Below are 16,432 nucleotides of genomic sequence, written 5' to 3' on the forward strand. Positions count from 1 at the left end.
AGCAGATTAGGTATACCCCATCTGAAGCTGGATCGATCTGGATTCAGTTGAATTTAGGCAGCAGCCTTGCCCTGATTAGCCCGCTCTTCCAGCTCTGCACGGCTCAGGGTAGAGACAAAGCGGCCATCGAAGTAGATATCCATCAGCTCGCCACGCTTCTCGCCACGCATCATGCTGCGGCGGCCATCCAGATAGTGCACTTCCATCTGGGCGGTATGCTCGTCCGGGTAGCTGATCTCCACCTCGCGCACCCCTTGTGGCAGCATGGCCAGCGGCACCGTCTTGAGGGCCGGATCCAGATGCTGGTTCACCTTGATCACCGGATTGGCTTTCATGTCCACCACAGCCGGAGATTTGCCGGTGATGGGGTTCTTGCCAGACCAGAACTCGATGGTATTGAAGACGAACAGGTCAGCGGTCGCGGCCAGACCGTAGACAGGGGAGAGCAGCATAAAGACCCCGGCACGAGCGTAGCGGTTATCCACCACGCTCAGGTTGCCCTTGGTGACCATGCCGGAAAGCCCCATCTGCCCCATACAGCCGCCCAGCCCCATGCTCGCGACCATAACCAGCAGGGCCATTGCCCGCCCCTTCTGTTGTAATGCCATCGTGTTCTGTTCCTGCTCTGAAATAAATGAGGCGGCAAGCCTAATCAAGGGGCCAGAAGAGGACAATTCACAATGGCGGGACGATACAGGAGGGGTTCAGATTGGCATATCAAGTGCGCAATAAATACGCACCGATGGGATTATCATCCGATCGGTGCCTCGTTCAACAACCAATAACCGTCAGGAGCCGATTGCCAGATTGGAGACTGTCTCGGTCACATTGATGGCACCCTGCTCGATCTGTGCCATCACGCCACTCACCTCGCCGATCTGCTCCTTGCCACGCTGGGCACTGGTGGCCACCTCATTGATGTTGCCGGTGATCTGGGCCGTCAGTTCGCGGTTTTTCTGAACCACGCTGGCGATCTCGCCGGTCGAGAGGGAGGTGCGCGCAGCCAGCTGACGTACCTCGTCGGCCACCACCGCAAAGCCGCGCCCCTGATCGCCGGCCCGGGCAGCCTCGATGGCTGCGTTAAGGGCCAGCAGATTGGTCTGCTCGGCAATACTGCTGATGGTCGAGACAATGGCTTCAATGCTTTTCGACTGCTCATTGAGCTGGCCAATCAGGCCGGAAGTGCGACTCACCTGTTCGGAAATGGCGCTGGAGATGGCAACCGATGCCGCCAGCAGTTCAGACCCGGTTTCGGCAAAGCGGGTGGTCTCCTGCGAAATGGTCTGGGCTATGTTGGCCGCCTCGCTCACTGCCTGGGCGCGCTTGATCCGCTCTGTCACCTCACTGGCAAACTTGATCACCTTGACCACCTTGCCGCTCTCATCCTTGATGGGGTTGTAGGTAGCCTCCAGCCAGATCTCGTTGCCGTGGCTGTCACGGCGACTGAACAGTCCAGACTTGAGCTGGCCGTGGGCCAGATCGTCCCAGAAGTGGGGTTGCTCGCGATAGAAGCTCTCATCGCAAAACAGCCTGTGATGCTGCCCCTTGAGCTGCGAAAGGGAGTAACCGACGCAGGAGAGGAAATTCTGATTGGCCGTCACAATCTCCCCCATGGGGGTGAACTCGATAATGGCGAGCGCCCGATCGAGTGCCGAGATGATCGCTTTCTGACGACTCAACTGCTGATAACTCTCGGTGATATCGGAGGCAATCTTGACCACCCTGACCACCTTGCCGTCAAGCTTGACCGGGAAGTAGGTAGCCTCCAGCCACAACTCCCGACCCTGTTTATCAAAGCGTTGGTAAGTGCCACTGTGGCTATGCCCCTGACGAAGCTGTTCCCAAAACTGGGCGTAGGAGGATGACTGGACGTAGTGGGCATCACAAAAAATCCGGTGGTGTTTACCAATCACCTCCTGCTCGCTATAGCCCACCACATTCAGAAACAGCGGGTTCGCCTCGAGGATCTCGCCACTTGGAGTGAAACTGATGGTAGCGACACCGACTTTTACTGCATCAATAAATGCTTGGGCCTGGGCCAACTGCATTTGACACGCTTGTAATTCCGCTTTGAGTTTGAAGTTGAACATCTGCCCTGCCCCTCTATTACCTGGTTACAACTACGTCACATCTGCATGAACTTTAGACGAGAAACCATAGAGATAACGGGGGCCCATCGATTAAGGTGCCAGGTTCCACTCCAGATAGGCCGGATTGGCGACAAAGCCGATCCGCTCATAGAGAGGGCGCCCCTGCTCGCTGGCATGGAGCCACACCTTGCCCAGCTGACGCGATCTGGCGAAGGCTGTAATGGCATCGAGCAGCGCCGTGGCGATCCCCTGCTGGCGCCATTGTGGCCGCGTATACATATTGAGCAGATACCCCTCCATCCCCGCCAGATTGCCGGGATAGGGTGGCCGTTCAAACAATGCCAGCGTCCCTGCTGCCACGATCTGTTTGCAGCCCTCCTGCGTATCGGCCTCAGCCAGCCAGGATAAAGCACTCTCTTCACTCATCGCCCGGGTGAAATAGTCAAGGGTGGCCTGCCACAAGGCCGGGTCTGCCTGCGGCGTCACCAGCTCACCGACCTCACAAAACAGCTCCATGCGCAGCGCCACCAGTGCGGGAATATCTGCGGCCCTTGCCTGACGAATAATCATTGGCTGCTCCTTTTCTCTCATGGGAAATTTCGCCGGCCGTCATTATGACAAAGAGCGCCTTGTGGCGCTCTTTGTCATTGGGGAAATCACTGATAAATCAATGGCTGCGACGTGTCAGCCAGTGATCCAGGCTCAGCACCCCGCCGCCCCAGATGATCAGGGTCAGCAGCATCCAGCCCCACAGCTGGTGATCGTAAAAACCACCCACCCAGAGGGTCGGGTAGGAGATCACCGCCATGATATTGAAGCCAAACAGCAGCAAGGCGGCCGGGCGGGTAAAAAGCCCCGCCAGCAGGAAGAGCGGCAACAGCAGCTCGGTCGCCGTACCCAGATAAGCAGCCCACAACCAGGGCAGCAGGGGCACCTGATACTCGGATTCAAACAGATAGAGGGTGGAATCCCACGCCGTCAGCTTGAGCCAGCCTGAAGTGATAAAAACCGACGCGACCCAAAGCCGCGCCAGCAACAGCACACCGGTACTGCTCCAGCGCGGCAAATCACCACTTGAGCTGGCCAGCGCCAGCCATTTGTTTGCCATCATGGCATTACCTCCATATCCACCAGCAGACCAAGGGTTATCAGGCGAGTGAGATGTTCACTGGCCGCAGGGTCGGCCGCAAGCAGATCGACCAGCGCCGTACCGGCGAGACATCCCTGTAGCAGCGCCCACTCACCAGCCGTCAGGGGCAAGGGGGCAACCCGGCAATCCGGCTGTTTCTTCAATGCCAACCAGACGGGGGCATCAAGCACCTCCACCGCTTCACCACCGTGCAGCGCCATCTGCCACAGGGCCAGCACCGGATAATCGCTGGCAACCAGCAGCAGATCCGTGGCTGGCAACAGCCGCAGCCGCTCCCATTGTTGCGGCGATAATGCTGCCAGACGCTCGGCTGGCCAGCAGCGTGATTCCAGCGGCAGCAGACTGGCACGCTCAAGCTGCCATTCGAACTGCGCCAGCGCCTCCAGCCAGGGCAGTCCGGTTGTAGTCGGCAAGCGGGCCAACCATTGACCAAACCCGGCGCCATAGTGCATGACGCTCCCTTCCCTGAGCGGCTCGGCCAATACGAAGCCACGGGCCGCCGCTGCAAAAAAGTCATCCCCGACCATGGCCTTGACGGCGGGATAACTGCTCGCCAGCACCTCGCCAAGGCTCAGGATGAAGTGGTTGCGATAGACCTGCAGCACAGACTCGGCAGAAAAGAGCCGGGAGCTGATGTGAGGGGAAATGGCGTCAGGCACCCCCAGCAGACCATCGGCAAAGTGCTGTTGCAGTTGTGCCAGTTCAGCCATGGGCTACCTCCCGTGGCGCACTCATGGCGCGCGCCTCATCCAGAATGGCACTGGCCTGCGCCGCCTCTGCCTGCAAGACCGGCAGCGGCGGGATCTCGAGGTCCCACTCAATCAGGGTGGGAATGGCCTGCTTGCGGCAGATCTGGCGATAGAGTTCCCAGACCGGCGCCACCACAGGGGCGCTGTGGGTATCGATATAGAGGGAGCCTTCCGGCAGCTGCTTCTCGGTATAACCGGCCAGATGGATCTCCCCGACGGTGGCGAGATCGATCGCCGCCAGATACTCATCGCAAGAGAAACCGTGATTGAAGGCACTGACATAGAGATTGTTGAGGTCGAGCAGGATGCCGCACTCGCTGCGCTGCTGCAGCTCGGCCAGAAATTCCCACTCGCTCATCTCTCCGGCCAGTTGCAGATAAGAGGATGGATTTTCAATCAACATGCGGCAACCCAGGGTCTGTTGTACCTGCTGGATCTTGTCGCTCATGTTGCGCAGGGAGGCTCGGGTATAGGGCACCGGCAGCAGATCGTTGAAGTAACGCCCACCAATGCTGCCCCAGCTGAGATGTTCGGAGATCCGTACCGGTTTGATCGCCGCGGCCAGTGTCGACAACTGCTGCAGATGGTGCGGATCGAGCGGGTCGGCAGAACCGAGGGACATGCCAACGCCGTGAAGACTGACGGGGTAGTGCTGCGCCAGTTCGGCGAGCACCTGAAAACCGTGACTGTGCCGTTCGAAGTAATTTTCACTGTGCACCTCCAGCCAACCGACTGCCGGCAGGGTTTGCCGGATCTCGTCGTAATGGGGAGAGCGTAATCCGATACCAATCAAAGGGTTCATCGCAAGACTCACTTTCACCAATCAGAGAAGATGCAGGGGGCGGCCCGTTGGCCATCCCCTGCCCGATGTCTCTTACTTGGGTTGCAGCGAACCGCCGACCAGCTTCTCGCACAGCCCTTTTGGCATCACCACAAAGGCATCACCCTGAGCATCTTCCTTGGCAGTACCGGCGCAGGAGCTGCTCTTGGTCGCACAGTCATTTTTGCTGGCCTTGACCACGCCGTAGCACTTCTCCTTTTCATCGGCAGCCATTGCTGGTGCCGCGATAAATTGGGCGCCCAGCGCCAGCAGACCGGTCATGGCGGAGGCGATAGCAGTGCTTTTTTTAACATTCATGTTCATGTTCCTTTTGATGTCGTTGGATGTTGCTGATATCCCCGATTTGTCGCAACCGGGTACCTGCAATAGAACCGGCAAACGGGATATTCCCTTTCAAAAAAAACACAAAAAGAGTTAAAAAACCCAAAGGCAAACACTCAATGAATTGATTTTAAACAACTATTTCATCATTGAAAATTTCTCGACGACCACCAATTAATGAACGAGGAAAGTGCCATATGGTGCTTTCATCCCGTTAATCTTCTTCACTGCTTCCATCAAAAGAGATGTGTCAGACATAAAAAACCCCCGCCAACAGGCAGGGCTGGATGCAACTTTAAAGAAACAAGAAATAAACAATCGGAGTGGTGTTGGGAGCCAGGAGTTGCAGCAAGCAGATAAAAAAAGAGACAGCTTTGGCTGTCTCTTTTTGCACAAGGTGCGAATGGGGTTTAGTAGAAGATCCGCTCGCCACGCTCGCTCATTTTGAGCCAAACCGGTTTGGTGCTGGTTTTATTCCAGATCCGGTGCAGATAGCTGTAGAAGCGTGCACGATCGCTGCGAAACAGCATCACGGGGAAAGCCAGAATGCCCACCAGCAACACATAAATGCGACGAAGAATAATCTGAGTCAGGGAAAAGGGATGAAACATGATGTAACTCCTTACTGGTAAGACCACTGAGCAAAGATTACCCCACTCCATGTAGGATTACTACATCACCAACGCATTTTTTTATAAAAAAATGGTGAAAAACGGGAAATGCTGAAAACGGGTTACGTCATTAACCAACAGTTAACAAACTTGCGAAAATCGTGCGCTTTGCCACAGTTATCAGGGGAAAAACATGCAGTAGGGAGACACGCATGAAACTGCCGGAAGTGGCACTGCTGGTGCTGATGGTTGCCCTGACACGGGCACAACTGGAGGAGTGGCAACTGAATCGGGAAGATGCCATCGTGCTGGCCGAACGGGGCGTGCCCACCGTCAGCCTGTGGCAATGCGGCACACTGAAGCAACGGATTGCGGATCTCAACCAGCACAGTGCCGAGGTGCAGTTTCAATATCGGGGGCAAAACATGGCGGATGTGAGCCACTATCTCGAGCGCGAGTGGAAACAGGCTGGCTGCGAACAGTTACTGGTACAGCAAGGATACTGACCAAGCTTCACTGATCGAAGAGTGATGAATCAGGGAAAAGAGAGAATATGGAGGCACGTTCCGGAGTCGAACCGGACTAAACGGATTTGCAATCCGCTGCATAACCGCTTTGCTAACGCGCCATGCTGACAAGACTGATTGTCTTGAAAGTGATTTCCATCGTTGGTGTGATGGAAAATTGGAGCGGGAAACGAGACTCGAACTCGCGACCCCGACCTTGGCAAGGTCGTGCTCTACCAACTGAGCTATTCCCGCGTTACTGCTTTCGTGCCAGTTGCCTGACAACGAGGCGCATTATACGTACCACGAGCGCCAGCACAACCCCTTTTTCGCAATTAAAGCCCTGATGCAGACTGTTTGCTCAGGGTTTAAACGCCTTGCTGCATTTTTCTCCAGCCAGCTGTGACCCACCAAGCGAATTTGGGATAAAGTCGTTGAAATGATTACGCTTTCGTTCGAGACTTGAGCGGCTTAATAACCGGATTCTCAATTGAAAATCACAAGATGAAATGGATCTTCACGCTTCGTGGGCTCAGGCCGCAGTTAATGCTGGCTTTTTTCATGTTGGGCATGGTGCCCTTTTTGGTCATCACCCTCTTCTTCCTATACAGCCACGGCAAGGATCTCACCACCCAGACCTCCAACCATCTGGTCTCCGTCCGTAATATCAAGAAGAGTCAGCTCGAGGATTACTTCAACAACCTCAAAGAGCAGATCATCAACTTCTCCCAGCAGGATTTTGCCGGCAACAGTATCGGCCGTTTCTATGGCTTTACCGGCGCCTTCGAGAAGCTGGGCACCACACCGCAGGAGGCCCGCAGCCGTGCTCAGGCCCGCTATCTGCCCGGCTCCTGGGATCAACTGCGCAAACCGGACAGTCAGGTGGAGATCGAACCCTCCATCACGGCACTTATCCTCGCCGACGAGATGTATGGCCGGGTGCACCAACGCTTTCATCGCGGCTATGCCGACATGGTGCGCAAGTCCAACTACAGCGACATCTTTCTGGTGGACCTCAACGGTGATGTGGTCTATTCGGTCACCAAGCACCCTAACTTTGCCACCAATCTGCTCTCCGGACCTTATCAGGGCAGTGGCTTGGGCCAGACCTTCGCCAAGATCAAACGCCGCCTTGATGGCGGCCAGAAACCGCAGCAGATCTTCGAGTTCACCGATTTTGGCCGCAACGAGCTGACCGGGCAGGTGGTCGCCTACATGGCAGCCCCCGTGATGCAGTACGACTATGTGCGCGGGGTGGTGATTTTCGAGCTACTGCCGGACAAGCTCAACCAGATCATGGCGGAGCGGGAGGGGCTGGGCGAGACCGGCGAGACTATCCTGATCGGCCCTGACAAGCGGATGCGCGCCGATGCCTGGCTGGCACCGGAGTTCAGCGTCGAGAACAGCTTCAGCCCCAATTTCCGGCCGCTGCAAACCCCCCTCATCACCAAGACGCTCTCCGGCGAGCAGGGGGTCGGGCTGTTCCACTCCTATCAGGATGACGAGGTGCTGGCCGCCTACACCCAGGTGAAGGTGTTCGATACCGAGTGGGCCTTTATCGCCGAGATCTCCACCCGGGAAGCCTATGCCCCGATCCGCCAGCTGGAAACTCTGGTAATTGTGCTGGGCGCGGGTTCGGTACTGCTGCTGATCCTCTTCTCCCGCTGGCTCTCCCACTCCATCACGGCGCCGCTGCGCTCCCTGACCGAAGCGGCCGAGCAGGTGGCCGACGGCGCGCTGGATCACCCCATCGCCATCGAGCGCACCGGCGATGATATCGACCGGCTGGCCGAGGCATTTCGCCATATGCAGCGCTCGGTGAAGGACAAGATCGAACTGATCGAACAGCAGACCCAGGAGCTGCAACAGCAGGTCAAGCTGACCCACAAGCAGAACCTCAGCCTGCAGCAAGCGGACAAGCTCAAGGATGAACTGCTGGCCAACACCTCCCACGAGCTGCGTACCCCCATTCACGGCATCAAGGGGATGGCCGAGTCGATGCTCGCCAGCCAGCAGGATTTGACCGAAGGGCAGCAAAAGCAGCTCGGGCTCATCATCAAGAGTGCAGACGGCCTGGCCCGTCTGGTGGACGATCTGCTGGACTACCACCAGATGCGCTACGGCCAGCTGGAGATCCACTCCCAGCCCGTCTCATCCAAGGGGGTTATCCGGCTGGTGCTGGACCTCTGCCAGCATCTGGTGCAGGCCAAACCCCTCACTCTGGTGGATATCAGCCCGGCCGAACTGCCGCCGGTGCTGGCCGACGAACAGCGGCTCGAACAGGTGCTCTACAACCTGGTGGGCAACGCCATCAAGTACACGCCGCAGGGCAAGGTGGTGCTCAGTGCCATCGTCGAGAACAACTTCCTGCGCATCAAGGTCACGGATACCGGCATCGGCATCGCCCCCGATCATCTCGAACATATCTTCGAGCCGCTGGTACAGATGAGCCCGGAGGTAAGCAAGCAGGGGGCCGGCCTTGGTCTCTCCATCACCCGTCAGCTGGTGCACCTGATGGGGGGCGAGCTGTTTGTCGAGAGCGAGCCGAGCGTCGGCTCTACCTTCGCCTTTACCCTGCCCCTTGCCACCGGCAAAGCGGCCAATCTGACTCTCGACAGCCGCCAGATCGAGCATCAGCTGGTGCGCCAGCAACCGCTGATCCTGCCGGACTGGGAGAGCGACGATCTGCCCCCTCCCCCCGAGGGGGCGCCGCTCATTCTGGTGGTGGATGACGAGCCCATCAACCTGCACATACTGCGCCATCTGCTGCAACCCTGCGGCTACCGCATCCTGCCCAGCAGTGACGGCCACGATGCGCTGGCCAAGCTGGCCGAGGAGTCGGTGGACCTCATCCTGCTCGATGTGATGATGCCGACCCTTTCCGGTTTTGACGTCTGCCGCCGCCTGCGCCAGCAACACCCGAAAGATATGCTGCCGGTGCTGCTGCTCACCGCCCTCAACCAGCCCAAGGATATCGAGGAGGGCTTCGGGGCCGGTGCCAACGACTATCTGGTCAAACCCTTCTGCAAGGAGGAGCTGTTTGCCCGGGTCAAGGCACTGCTCGAGGCCAAGGCCGGACGCGCCTCGCTGGTAGAGAACCGGCTATTGAAGCAGGAGATCGAACATCGCCTCACCCTGCAGGATCGGCTGCATCAGGATCAGCAGCGCCTGCTGGCCCTGCTCGGCGAAGGGGCCGACCCCATGATCTTTATCGACGAGCAGGGCACAGTGCTGTTTGCCTCCCGGGTACTGGCGCGCCTGCTGGGACAGGAGCCGGAAGCCATGGAGGGGCAGCCCCTCAATGAGTGGCTCGCCACCCCGCTGCAACAGCAGTGGCCCGACCTTGCCAGCGAGCGGGAACACAATCTGGAGTTTCTGGTAGCCGGGCAAAAAGATGTGCTCAACGCCCGTGCCCTGCCCATCGCGCTCGGAGGACAGGCCGCTTTCGCCCTCACTCTGAGTACCGAGCTGCGTCAGGATGAGAACCGGGTAATGGCGCTGGAGAACGCCCTCAAGAACCTCTCGCGGCAAGCTATCATCGAAGATGAACAGCTGCTGGGTGAGCTGAGCCGCCTGGGTGGCGAGTTCCGTTCGCTGGCCGACGACCTCATTCGCCAGCAGGATGACGAGCCGCTGCGCCGTGCGCTGGTAGAGACCATGCAGCTCACCCTGGATGCCTGGCAGCAGGGGACCGGCAAGGGCAAAATCGTGCTGGCGGAGAAGAGCAAGCTGTGGCGGGTCTATATGGACAGATCCAGCCCGCAGACCCGCACCCTCGACAAATACCTGAGTCTGGACACCCTGCCCAAGTCGCCACGCTGGAAGACGGTCGTGGCCACCACCGAGTATGTGCTGGGCCACTGCCCGCTCAATGACCACCAGCGCCAGCAGTTGCAGCACAGCGCCCAGACCCTGCGTCAACTCGCCAACCGCAAACCGTGACACGGCGCCCTAAACGGGCGCCGGATCACAATTGGCAATCTGGTTTCTTTTTATGCAAAACAAAGCCCCGCACAACCCCGAAACCGAGAGCAGATCCAATTCACAAATTTGTCATATACGCCATTTTCACAGCCACTTTTTACGCGAACGCAAATAACGCAAGGTAATGATTTTAAACAGATAAAAATCGATTTTGACGAGATTGACGTAACACCGTCAATTTTTACGAAAACAACGAAATCAATAGTTGTTGTTTTCCTGTTAATTCTGGTTTGCTTAGGGCGTTGGAAAACAGAACGACAAAGGTTAGACACCTGACCAACACAGAGGGCCGATTTCATCAGCATGCGAAACCGGTGCTCACACAAAACAAGGCGAACCCTCGGGAATGCCAAAAAATAAGAAAGGAAAACATATGCTTGCCAAAGTATCCAAAATCTCTACCGCTGTAATGCTGGGAACCATGATGCTTGCCGGTGCCGCCGGTAACGCCATGGCCGCAGAAAACAAAACCGTGCTGACCATGGTCGCACAGCAGGAAACCGCCTGGGTCAAGAACTTCAACCCCTTCCTGCAAGCGGGCTTGCTGCACACCACCCGTCACTTCATCTATGAGCCGCTGGTGATCTTCAACGATATGCAAGGGGGCAAACCCGTCTATCGTCTGGCCACCAACTATGCGTTCAGCGATGACCTGAAATCCGTCACCTTCGATCTGCGTGACGGCGTGAAGTGGTCTGACGGCGAAGCCTTTGATGCCGATGACATCATCTTCTCCTTCAATCTGGTCAAGGCCAACAAGGCGCTGGATGAGCGCTCAATCTGGACCCAGATCAAGAGCGTCGAGAAGCTGGCCCCCAACAAGGTCAAATTCGACCTGACCGAGGTCAACACCAACGTGGTGAACGATCTGGTGCTGGTACCTATCGTGCCGGAGCATCAGTGGAAATCGGTGAAAGATCCGGTTGCCTTCACCAACGACAAGCCGGTTGGTACTGGCCCCTTCACCGAAGTGGACAACTTCTCCGCCCAGCTCTATACCCAGTGCCGCAACCCGCACTACTGGGATAACGCCAACCTCGCTATCGACTGTCTGCGTATGCCGCAGATGGCCACCAACGACCAGGTGCTGGCGGCTGTCATGAAGGGTGACATCGACTGGTTCGGCTCCTTCGTGCCGGATATCGAGCGCCTCTACGTCGGCAACGATCCGAAGAACAACAAATACTGGTTCCCAGCCTCCGGTACCGTGGCGTTCAACGTCAACTTCCAGACCAAGAACCCGGGCAATAACGAAGCCTTCAACGACATCAACTTCCGCCGCGCCTTCTCCATGGCGATGGACCGCCAGTCCATGGTGGATATCGCGGGCTACGGCTACCCCACCGTCAACGAGTACCCGTCAGGTCTGGGCAAAGCCTTTGACTCCTGGAACAACCCGGAAGTGGACAAGAAGTACGGCAAGTACAACAAGTTCGATCTGGAAGGGGCCAAGGCCCTGCTGAAAGAGGCAGGCTACAAGGATTGTGACGGCGACAAGTTCCTCGACACCCCGAGCTGCAAAAAGATCGAGTTCAAGGTACTGGTACCGAACGGCTGGACCGACTGGGTCAACACAGTTCAGATTGGTGTAGAAGGGCTGCAGGCGCTGGGCCTGAACGCCAAGACCGCCACCCCGGAAGCGACCGTCTGGACCGAGAACCTGATCACCGGTGACTTCGATGTCGCCCTGCAGGGTTACTTTGCCGGTGCCAACCCGCACAAGTACTTCGAGACCGCGTTCCACTCCCGCAACATGGGTGACCGTGGCAACCGCTTCGCCGCACCCCGTTACAAGGACCCCGAGCTCGACAAGCTGATCGATGACTTCACCCAGACCGCCGATGCGGCCAAGCAGAAGGAGATCATGTTCGCCATCCAGGATCGTGTTGGTGCCAACCAGACCATCATTCCGGTCTTCAACAACCCGACCTGGTACGAGTACAGCACCAAGCGCTTCAACGGCTGGTTCAGTGCTGATAACCCGGTAGCCAAACCTCAGCTCCACCCGGACACCCCTGAGCGTCTGCTGCACGTGTTGTCCCTCAAGCCAAACAGCTAAACAATCCCGGCCCCCTGCGGGGGGCCATCTTCCCCGTTAATCCCCTTCTTGCCAGGCACCGCCGGGGTTGGGGTCGCTATACCCGACGCGGGGCAGACTTGCAGTAAAAGGTACTATCATGGGATTCATACTGAGACGCTTTTCCTTCTATCTGGTTGCCTTTCTGGTAGCCGCCACCATCAACTTCCTGTTACCCCGTGCCATGCCAGGGGATCCTGTCTCCGTGATGTTTGCCCGCGCTGGCGCCATGATGGAACCCGCAGCCCTGGAAGCCCTCAAAGCCACCTTCGGCTTTGTCGACGGCCCCATCGGCACCCAGTTTCTCACCTATGTGAAGAGTGTCTTCACCTGGGATCTCGGCACCTCGGTGCGCTTCTACCCGCAGCAGGTCTCTGACGTGCTGGGCCGTGCCATCGGCTGGACCCTGTTTCTGGTCGGCACCTCCACCATCCTGAGCTTCTCCCTCGGTTCCATCGTCGGCATCTTCGCCGCCTGGTATCGCGGCGGCCGGATGGACAGCATTCTCTCCCCGCTCACCCTGGTGATGCAGGCCATTCCGCCGGTGGTGGTCTCCCTGCTCGCCCTGTTCCTGTTCGGAGTCAGCCTCGAGTGGCTGCCCATCGGCTACGCCTACAGCCCGGAGATCAAGGCTGACTGGGGCTGGGAGCACATCAAGAGCATCATGACCCACGCCATCATGCCGGTGCTGACCCTGGCCGTGGTGCAGGTGGGGGGCTTCCTCATCACCATGCGCAACAACATGATCAACCTGCTGGGTGAGGATTACATCACCATGGCCAAGGCCAAGGGGCTCTCCAGCAACCGGGTGATCTTCAACTACGGCGCCCGCAACGCCATTCTGCCCAGCGTCACCGCCCTCTCCATGGCGCTCGGCTTCGTTATCGGTGGCTCCCTCATCACCGAGGTGATCTTCAACTATCCCGGCCTGGGCCTGACCCTCTATCAGGGCATTCTGGCCCGCGACTACCCGCTCATTCAGGGGCAGCTGCTCATCATGACCATCACCATGCTCAGCTTCAACTTCCTGGCCGACGTGCTCTACGTCTTCCTGGATCCCCGTCTGCGTACAGGAGGCAAATAAGATGCGTATGCCGACCATTCTCAAGATCCTGCTGGGCAACAAGAAGGCTGCCTGTGGCCTCGCCATCGTGGTTGCCTTCGTACTGATGGCCCTCTTTGCCCCCATTCTGGCCAGCAACGAGCCGACCAAACGGGTGGCTCGCCCGCACCAGCCGCCCAGTGCCGAGTTCGTGATGGGTTCAACCCGCATGGGCCACGATATCTGGGCCCAGTTCACCAACGGCGCCCGTATCTCGCTGCTGGTGGGCTTCAGCGCAGGCCTGCTGGTCTGCACCCTGGCCGTCGCCATCGGCATCACCGCCGGTTACTTCGGCGGTCTGGTGGACGAGTGCCTCACCTTCCTGATGAACGTGGTGCTGGTGATCCCCAACCTCCCCTTGCTACTGGTGCTGGCGAGCTTTATCGGGGAGGCGTCACCGGCGGTGATTGCCGTGATAATAGGGTTGACCTCGTGGGCCTATGGTGCGCGGGTCATCCGCGCCCAGACCCTGGCGCTGCGCGAGAAGGAGTTCGTCATCGCCGCCGAAGTGCTGGGCGAGCCGGCCTGGCGCATCATTCTGGTGGAGATCCTGCCCAACCTCATCTCCATCATCGGAGTGAGCTTCATCGGCTCCATCATCTACGCCATCGTCACCGAAGCGACCCTGGAGTTCCTGGGGCTTGGCGACCCGACCGTGGTGAGCTGGGGCATCATGCTCTACAACGCCCAGACTTCCAGCGCCATTCTGGTCGGCGCCTGGTGGGAGATCCTGGCTCCCTGCTTTGCCATCGCCACCCTGGGTGCCGGTCTGGCTCTGCTCAACTTCGCCATCGACGAGATTGCCAACCCGCAGCTGCGCTCCCACAAAGGGTTGAGCCGCTGGAAGAAGCTGGCCACACCGGTCGCCACACCACTCTCTGCCGCACAGGAGAAGACAGCATGAACAAGCATCCCCTGCTGTCAGTACGCAATCTTTGCGTCGACTACATCACCGAAAATGGCGACGTGCGCGCCGTCAACTCGGTGAGCTTCGATATCAGACAGGGCGAGATCTTCGGTCTCGCCGGAGAGTCGGGCTGCGGCAAATCCACCGTCGCCTTCTCGGTGGCCCGGCTGCACAAGCCGCCCGCCTACATCAGCGGTGGCGAGATCCTGTTCAAGGGGGAGAACATCCTCCATTACAACGACGAGCGGCTGCGCTCCTATCGCTGGCAACAGGTGTCGGTGGTATTCCAGTCCGCCATGAACGCCCTGAACCCTGTGCTGCGGATGGAGGAGCAGTTCTGCGACGTGCTGCTGGCCCACAACCCCGGCATGACCCGTTACGAGGCGATCAAGCGCGCCCAGGAGCTGCTCACCATCGTCGATATCCACCCGAGCCGGCTCAAGGATTACCCGCACCAGTTCTCCGGCGGCATGCGCCAGCGGCTGGTGATTGCCATCGCCATGGCGCTCAACCCCGAGCTGCTCATCATGGATGAGCCGACCACGGCGCTCGATGTGGTGGTACAGCGGGAGATCCTGCAGAAGGTCTATGCCCTGAAAGAGAAGTTCAACTTCTCCATTCTGTTCATCACCCACGACCTCTCCCTGATGGTGGAGTTCTGCGATCGCATCGGCATCATGTATGCCGGTGAACTGGTGGAGGTCGCTCCCTCCAAGGCGATCCTGACCGCGCCGCTGCACCCCTATACCAGAGGGCTCGGCAACTCCTTCCCGCCCCTGCACGGGCCGAAGAAGGTGCTGGAGGGGATCCCGGGCACCCCGCTCAACCTGCTGGAGGTGCCGGTCGGCTGTCGCTTTCAGGCCCGCTGCGGCAAGGTGCACGATCGCTGCCGTCAGGAGTACACCAGATTGGCCGAGATCCGTCCCGGGCAACAGACCGCCTGCCACCTCTATGAGAAGCAGGGACTGCAACAAGATTCCGTGATCTATCTGGACAAGGCCGCTGGCTGTTAAGGATGTCTGTCATGCAAATCGCCAAAACCGATGCACCCATCATCGAAGTCCAGCACCTCTACAAGGACTTCCCCATCAACTCCAATGCCATCAAGAGTGGCAAGATGCGGGCACTCTCCGACATCACCTTCAACCTGCACCGGGGCCGCGCCCTGGCGGTGGTCGGGGAGTCGGGCTCCGGCAAGAGCACCATCGCCAAGATCATCGCCAAGATGTACAAGCTCAGTGCCGGGCGCATTCTCTATCGCGGCCACGATCTGGAGGAGTTCAACAAAGGCACCGCCCTGCTGGACTATCGCCAGAGCGTGCAGATGGTGTGGCAAGATCCGTTCGGTTCGCTCAACCCGACCCACACCATCTATCACCACATCGCCCGCCCCCTGCTGCTGCACAGCAAGGTGATCGACAAAAAAGAGCTGCCCGACATGGTCTACGCCCTGCTGGAGAAGGTGGGGCTCACCCCCGCCAAGGCAACGGCGGCCAAGTATCCGCACCAGCTCTCCGGCGGCCAGCGCCAGCGGGTCAACATCGCCCGCAATCTGGCGGTGGAGGCGGAGGTGGTGCTGGCGGACGAACCCACCTCCATGCTCGACGTCTCTATTCGCATCGGCATCCTCAACCTGATGGAACAGATGAAGAACGAGCTCGGCGTCTCCATGCTCTACATCACCCACGACATCGCCACCGCCCGCTATGTGGCGGAAGATCTGGCAGTCATGTATGTGGGTCACATGGTGGAGTGGGGCGAGGTGGACGAGATCCTGCACCACCCGCAGCACCCCTACACCCAACTGCTCATCTCGGCGGTACCCGACCCGGAGAAGAGTATCCACGCCGAGCTGGAGGGGGGCCGCAAGGGGGAGATCCCGCTCTGGACGCCGGAGTCCTGCGGTTGCCCCTTTGCCGGGCGCTGCAATCAGGCAATGCCCCGCTGCAAGGAGGCGCTGCCACCCATCACCAAGCTTGCCGACAACCACTTCGTGCGCTGCTACCTCTACGAGTGAAGGTGAACCCGATACCGGCCGGACAACCCTGTCCGGCCATGCCTCGATACGGGGCGGCCACAGCCCCGTGATGTGCC

At 58.7% G+C, this 16,432-nt stretch carries 15 protein-coding genes and 2 tRNA genes; 7 read left to right on the top strand and 10 right to left on the bottom strand.

What is annotated here, in order from left to right:
* Positions 1 to 53 precede the first annotated feature (53 nt).
* The 8 genes from AB5Y85_RS01545 to AB5Y85_RS01580 all read right to left on the bottom strand — a co-directional run bounded on the left by AB5Y85_RS01545 (position 54) and on the right by AB5Y85_RS01580 (position 5,762).
* On the bottom strand, positions 54 to 608 hold the full coding sequence (locus tag AB5Y85_RS01545) for a DUF3332 domain-containing protein (RefSeq protein WP_047439970.1): 555 nt from the start codon (positions 606 to 608) through the stop codon (positions 54 to 56).
* 180 nt (positions 609 to 788) lie between these two features.
* Positions 789 to 2,090, bottom strand: coding sequence for a methyl-accepting chemotaxis protein (locus tag AB5Y85_RS01550; RefSeq protein WP_005353794.1), 1,302 nt, complete (start codon positions 2,088 to 2,090; stop codon positions 789 to 791).
* Positions 2,091 to 2,180: 90 nt separating this feature from the next.
* Entirely contained in the window at positions 2,181 to 2,660 is a 480-nt protein-coding gene (locus AB5Y85_RS01555) for a GNAT family N-acetyltransferase (protein WP_040065789.1), read from the bottom strand.
* A gap of 97 nt (positions 2,661 to 2,757) precedes the next feature.
* The gene (locus AB5Y85_RS01560; RefSeq protein WP_257687928.1) at positions 2,758 to 3,201 is read right to left on the bottom strand and encodes a DoxX family protein; all 444 of its coding nucleotides are present in this window, start codon (positions 3,199 to 3,201) and stop codon (positions 2,758 to 2,760) included.
* Positions 3,198 to 3,950, bottom strand: a complete 753-nt coding sequence (locus tag AB5Y85_RS01565; protein WP_257687929.1) for a DNA-binding domain-containing protein — start codon at positions 3,948 to 3,950, stop codon at positions 3,198 to 3,200. Before AB5Y85_RS01565 ends, AB5Y85_RS01560 begins: the two co-directional genes overlap by 4 nt.
* Positions 3,943 to 4,791 (bottom strand): DUF692 domain-containing protein, encoded by an 849-nt coding sequence (locus AB5Y85_RS01570; RefSeq protein ID WP_257687930.1) that lies wholly within the window; start codon positions 4,789 to 4,791, stop codon positions 3,943 to 3,945. Before AB5Y85_RS01570 ends, AB5Y85_RS01565 begins: the two co-directional genes overlap by 8 nt.
* 72 nt (positions 4,792 to 4,863) lie before the next feature.
* Positions 4,864 to 5,127 (bottom strand): DUF2282 domain-containing protein, encoded by a 264-nt coding sequence (locus AB5Y85_RS01575; protein ID WP_005334862.1) that lies wholly within the window; start codon positions 5,125 to 5,127, stop codon positions 4,864 to 4,866.
* A gap of 434 nt (positions 5,128 to 5,561) precedes the next feature.
* Positions 5,562 to 5,762: a YbfA family protein gene (locus tag AB5Y85_RS01580; protein ID WP_005334863.1), complete on the bottom strand. Its 201-nt coding sequence runs from the start codon at positions 5,760 to 5,762 to the stop codon at positions 5,562 to 5,564.
* A gap of 212 nt (positions 5,763 to 5,974) precedes the next feature.
* Between AB5Y85_RS01580 and AB5Y85_RS01585 the strand changes: the two genes are divergently transcribed.
* On the top strand, positions 5,975 to 6,268 hold the full coding sequence (locus AB5Y85_RS01585) for a hypothetical protein (RefSeq protein ID WP_005347702.1): 294 nt from the start codon (positions 5,975 to 5,977) through the stop codon (positions 6,266 to 6,268).
* Between the two features lie 48 nt (positions 6,269 to 6,316).
* Here the strand turns inward: AB5Y85_RS01585 and AB5Y85_RS01590 are convergent.
* Both AB5Y85_RS01590 and AB5Y85_RS01595 read right to left on the bottom strand, forming a co-directional pair.
* Positions 6,317 to 6,390 (bottom strand) — tRNA-Cys (locus AB5Y85_RS01590).
* Between the two features lie 57 nt (positions 6,391 to 6,447).
* Positions 6,448 to 6,523: transfer RNA gene (locus tag AB5Y85_RS01595), tRNA-Gly, on the bottom strand.
* Between the two features lie 249 nt (positions 6,524 to 6,772).
* Between AB5Y85_RS01595 and AB5Y85_RS01600 the strand changes: the two genes are divergently transcribed.
* The 6 genes from AB5Y85_RS01600 to AB5Y85_RS01625 all read left to right on the top strand — a co-directional run bounded on the left by AB5Y85_RS01600 (position 6,773) and on the right by AB5Y85_RS01625 (position 16,355).
* The gene (locus AB5Y85_RS01600; protein WP_257688043.1) at positions 6,773 to 10,210 is read left to right on the top strand and encodes an ATP-binding protein; all 3,438 of its coding nucleotides are present in this window, start codon (positions 6,773 to 6,775) and stop codon (positions 10,208 to 10,210) included.
* A 415-nt stretch (positions 10,211 to 10,625) separates the two neighbouring features.
* Complete coding sequence (locus AB5Y85_RS01605; protein ID WP_005362139.1) at positions 10,626 to 12,311, top strand: ABC transporter substrate-binding protein; 1,686 nt, start codon at positions 10,626 to 10,628, stop codon at positions 12,309 to 12,311.
* A 118-nt stretch (positions 12,312 to 12,429) separates the two neighbouring features.
* Entirely contained in the window at positions 12,430 to 13,413 is a 984-nt protein-coding gene (locus AB5Y85_RS01610; protein WP_005334871.1) for an ABC transporter permease, read from the top strand.
* A gap of 1 nt (position 13,414) precedes the next feature.
* Entirely contained in the window at positions 13,415 to 14,335 is a 921-nt protein-coding gene (locus tag AB5Y85_RS01615; protein ID WP_005353820.1) for an ABC transporter permease, read from the top strand.
* Complete coding sequence (locus AB5Y85_RS01620; protein WP_257688041.1) at positions 14,332 to 15,351, top strand: ABC transporter ATP-binding protein; 1,020 nt, start codon at positions 14,332 to 14,334, stop codon at positions 15,349 to 15,351. The genes AB5Y85_RS01615 and AB5Y85_RS01620 overlap by 4 nt, the downstream gene beginning before the upstream one ends.
* A gap of 11 nt (positions 15,352 to 15,362) precedes the next feature.
* The gene (locus AB5Y85_RS01625; RefSeq protein WP_005353824.1) at positions 15,363 to 16,355 is read left to right on the top strand and encodes an ABC transporter ATP-binding protein; all 993 of its coding nucleotides are present in this window, start codon (positions 15,363 to 15,365) and stop codon (positions 16,353 to 16,355) included.
* The last annotated feature ends 77 nt before the right edge of the window (positions 16,356 to 16,432 follow it).

The sequence above is a fragment of the Aeromonas sp. R3-1 genome (assembly GCF_040908345.1).
Lineage (GTDB): Bacteria > Pseudomonadota > Gammaproteobacteria > Enterobacterales > Aeromonadaceae > Aeromonas > Aeromonas veronii.

Excerpts from the sequence above, each read along its gene's own strand:
- AB5Y85_RS01605 (WP_005362139.1), top strand. The coding sequence starts at position 10,626 with ATGCTTGCCAAAGTATCCAAAATCTCTACCGCTGTAATGCTGGGAACC.
- AB5Y85_RS01615 (WP_005353820.1), top strand. The coding sequence starts at position 13,415 with ATGCGTATGCCGACCATTCTCAAGATCCTGCTGGGCAACAAGAAGGCT.
- AB5Y85_RS01570 (WP_257687930.1), bottom strand. The coding sequence starts at position 4,791 with ATGAACCCTTTGATTGGTATCGGATTACGCTCTCCCCATTACGACGAG.
- AB5Y85_RS01545 (WP_047439970.1), bottom strand. The coding sequence starts at position 608 with ATGGCATTACAACAGAAGGGGCGGGCAATGGCCCTGCTGGTTATGGTC.
- AB5Y85_RS01585 (WP_005347702.1), top strand. The coding sequence starts at position 5,975 with ATGAAACTGCCGGAAGTGGCACTGCTGGTGCTGATGGTTGCCCTGACA.
- AB5Y85_RS01575 (WP_005334862.1), bottom strand. The coding sequence starts at position 5,127 with ATGAATGTTAAAAAAAGCACTGCTATCGCCTCCGCCATGACCGGTCTG.
- AB5Y85_RS01580 (WP_005334863.1), bottom strand. The coding sequence starts at position 5,762 with ATGTTTCATCCCTTTTCCCTGACTCAGATTATTCTTCGTCGCATTTAT.
- AB5Y85_RS01565 (WP_257687929.1), bottom strand. The coding sequence starts at position 3,950 with ATGGCTGAACTGGCACAACTGCAACAGCACTTTGCCGATGGTCTGCTG.
- AB5Y85_RS01610 (WP_005334871.1), top strand. The coding sequence starts at position 12,430 with ATGGGATTCATACTGAGACGCTTTTCCTTCTATCTGGTTGCCTTTCTG.
- AB5Y85_RS01620 (WP_257688041.1), top strand. The coding sequence starts at position 14,332 with ATGAACAAGCATCCCCTGCTGTCAGTACGCAATCTTTGCGTCGACTAC.
- AB5Y85_RS01560 (WP_257687928.1), bottom strand. The coding sequence starts at position 3,201 with ATGATGGCAAACAAATGGCTGGCGCTGGCCAGCTCAAGTGGTGATTTG.
- AB5Y85_RS01550 (WP_005353794.1), bottom strand. The coding sequence starts at position 2,090 with ATGTTCAACTTCAAACTCAAAGCGGAATTACAAGCGTGTCAAATGCAG.
- AB5Y85_RS01600 (WP_257688043.1), top strand. The coding sequence starts at position 6,773 with ATGAAATGGATCTTCACGCTTCGTGGGCTCAGGCCGCAGTTAATGCTG.
- AB5Y85_RS01555 (WP_040065789.1), bottom strand. The coding sequence starts at position 2,660 with ATGATTATTCGTCAGGCAAGGGCCGCAGATATTCCCGCACTGGTGGCG.
- AB5Y85_RS01625 (WP_005353824.1), top strand. The coding sequence starts at position 15,363 with ATGCAAATCGCCAAAACCGATGCACCCATCATCGAAGTCCAGCACCTC.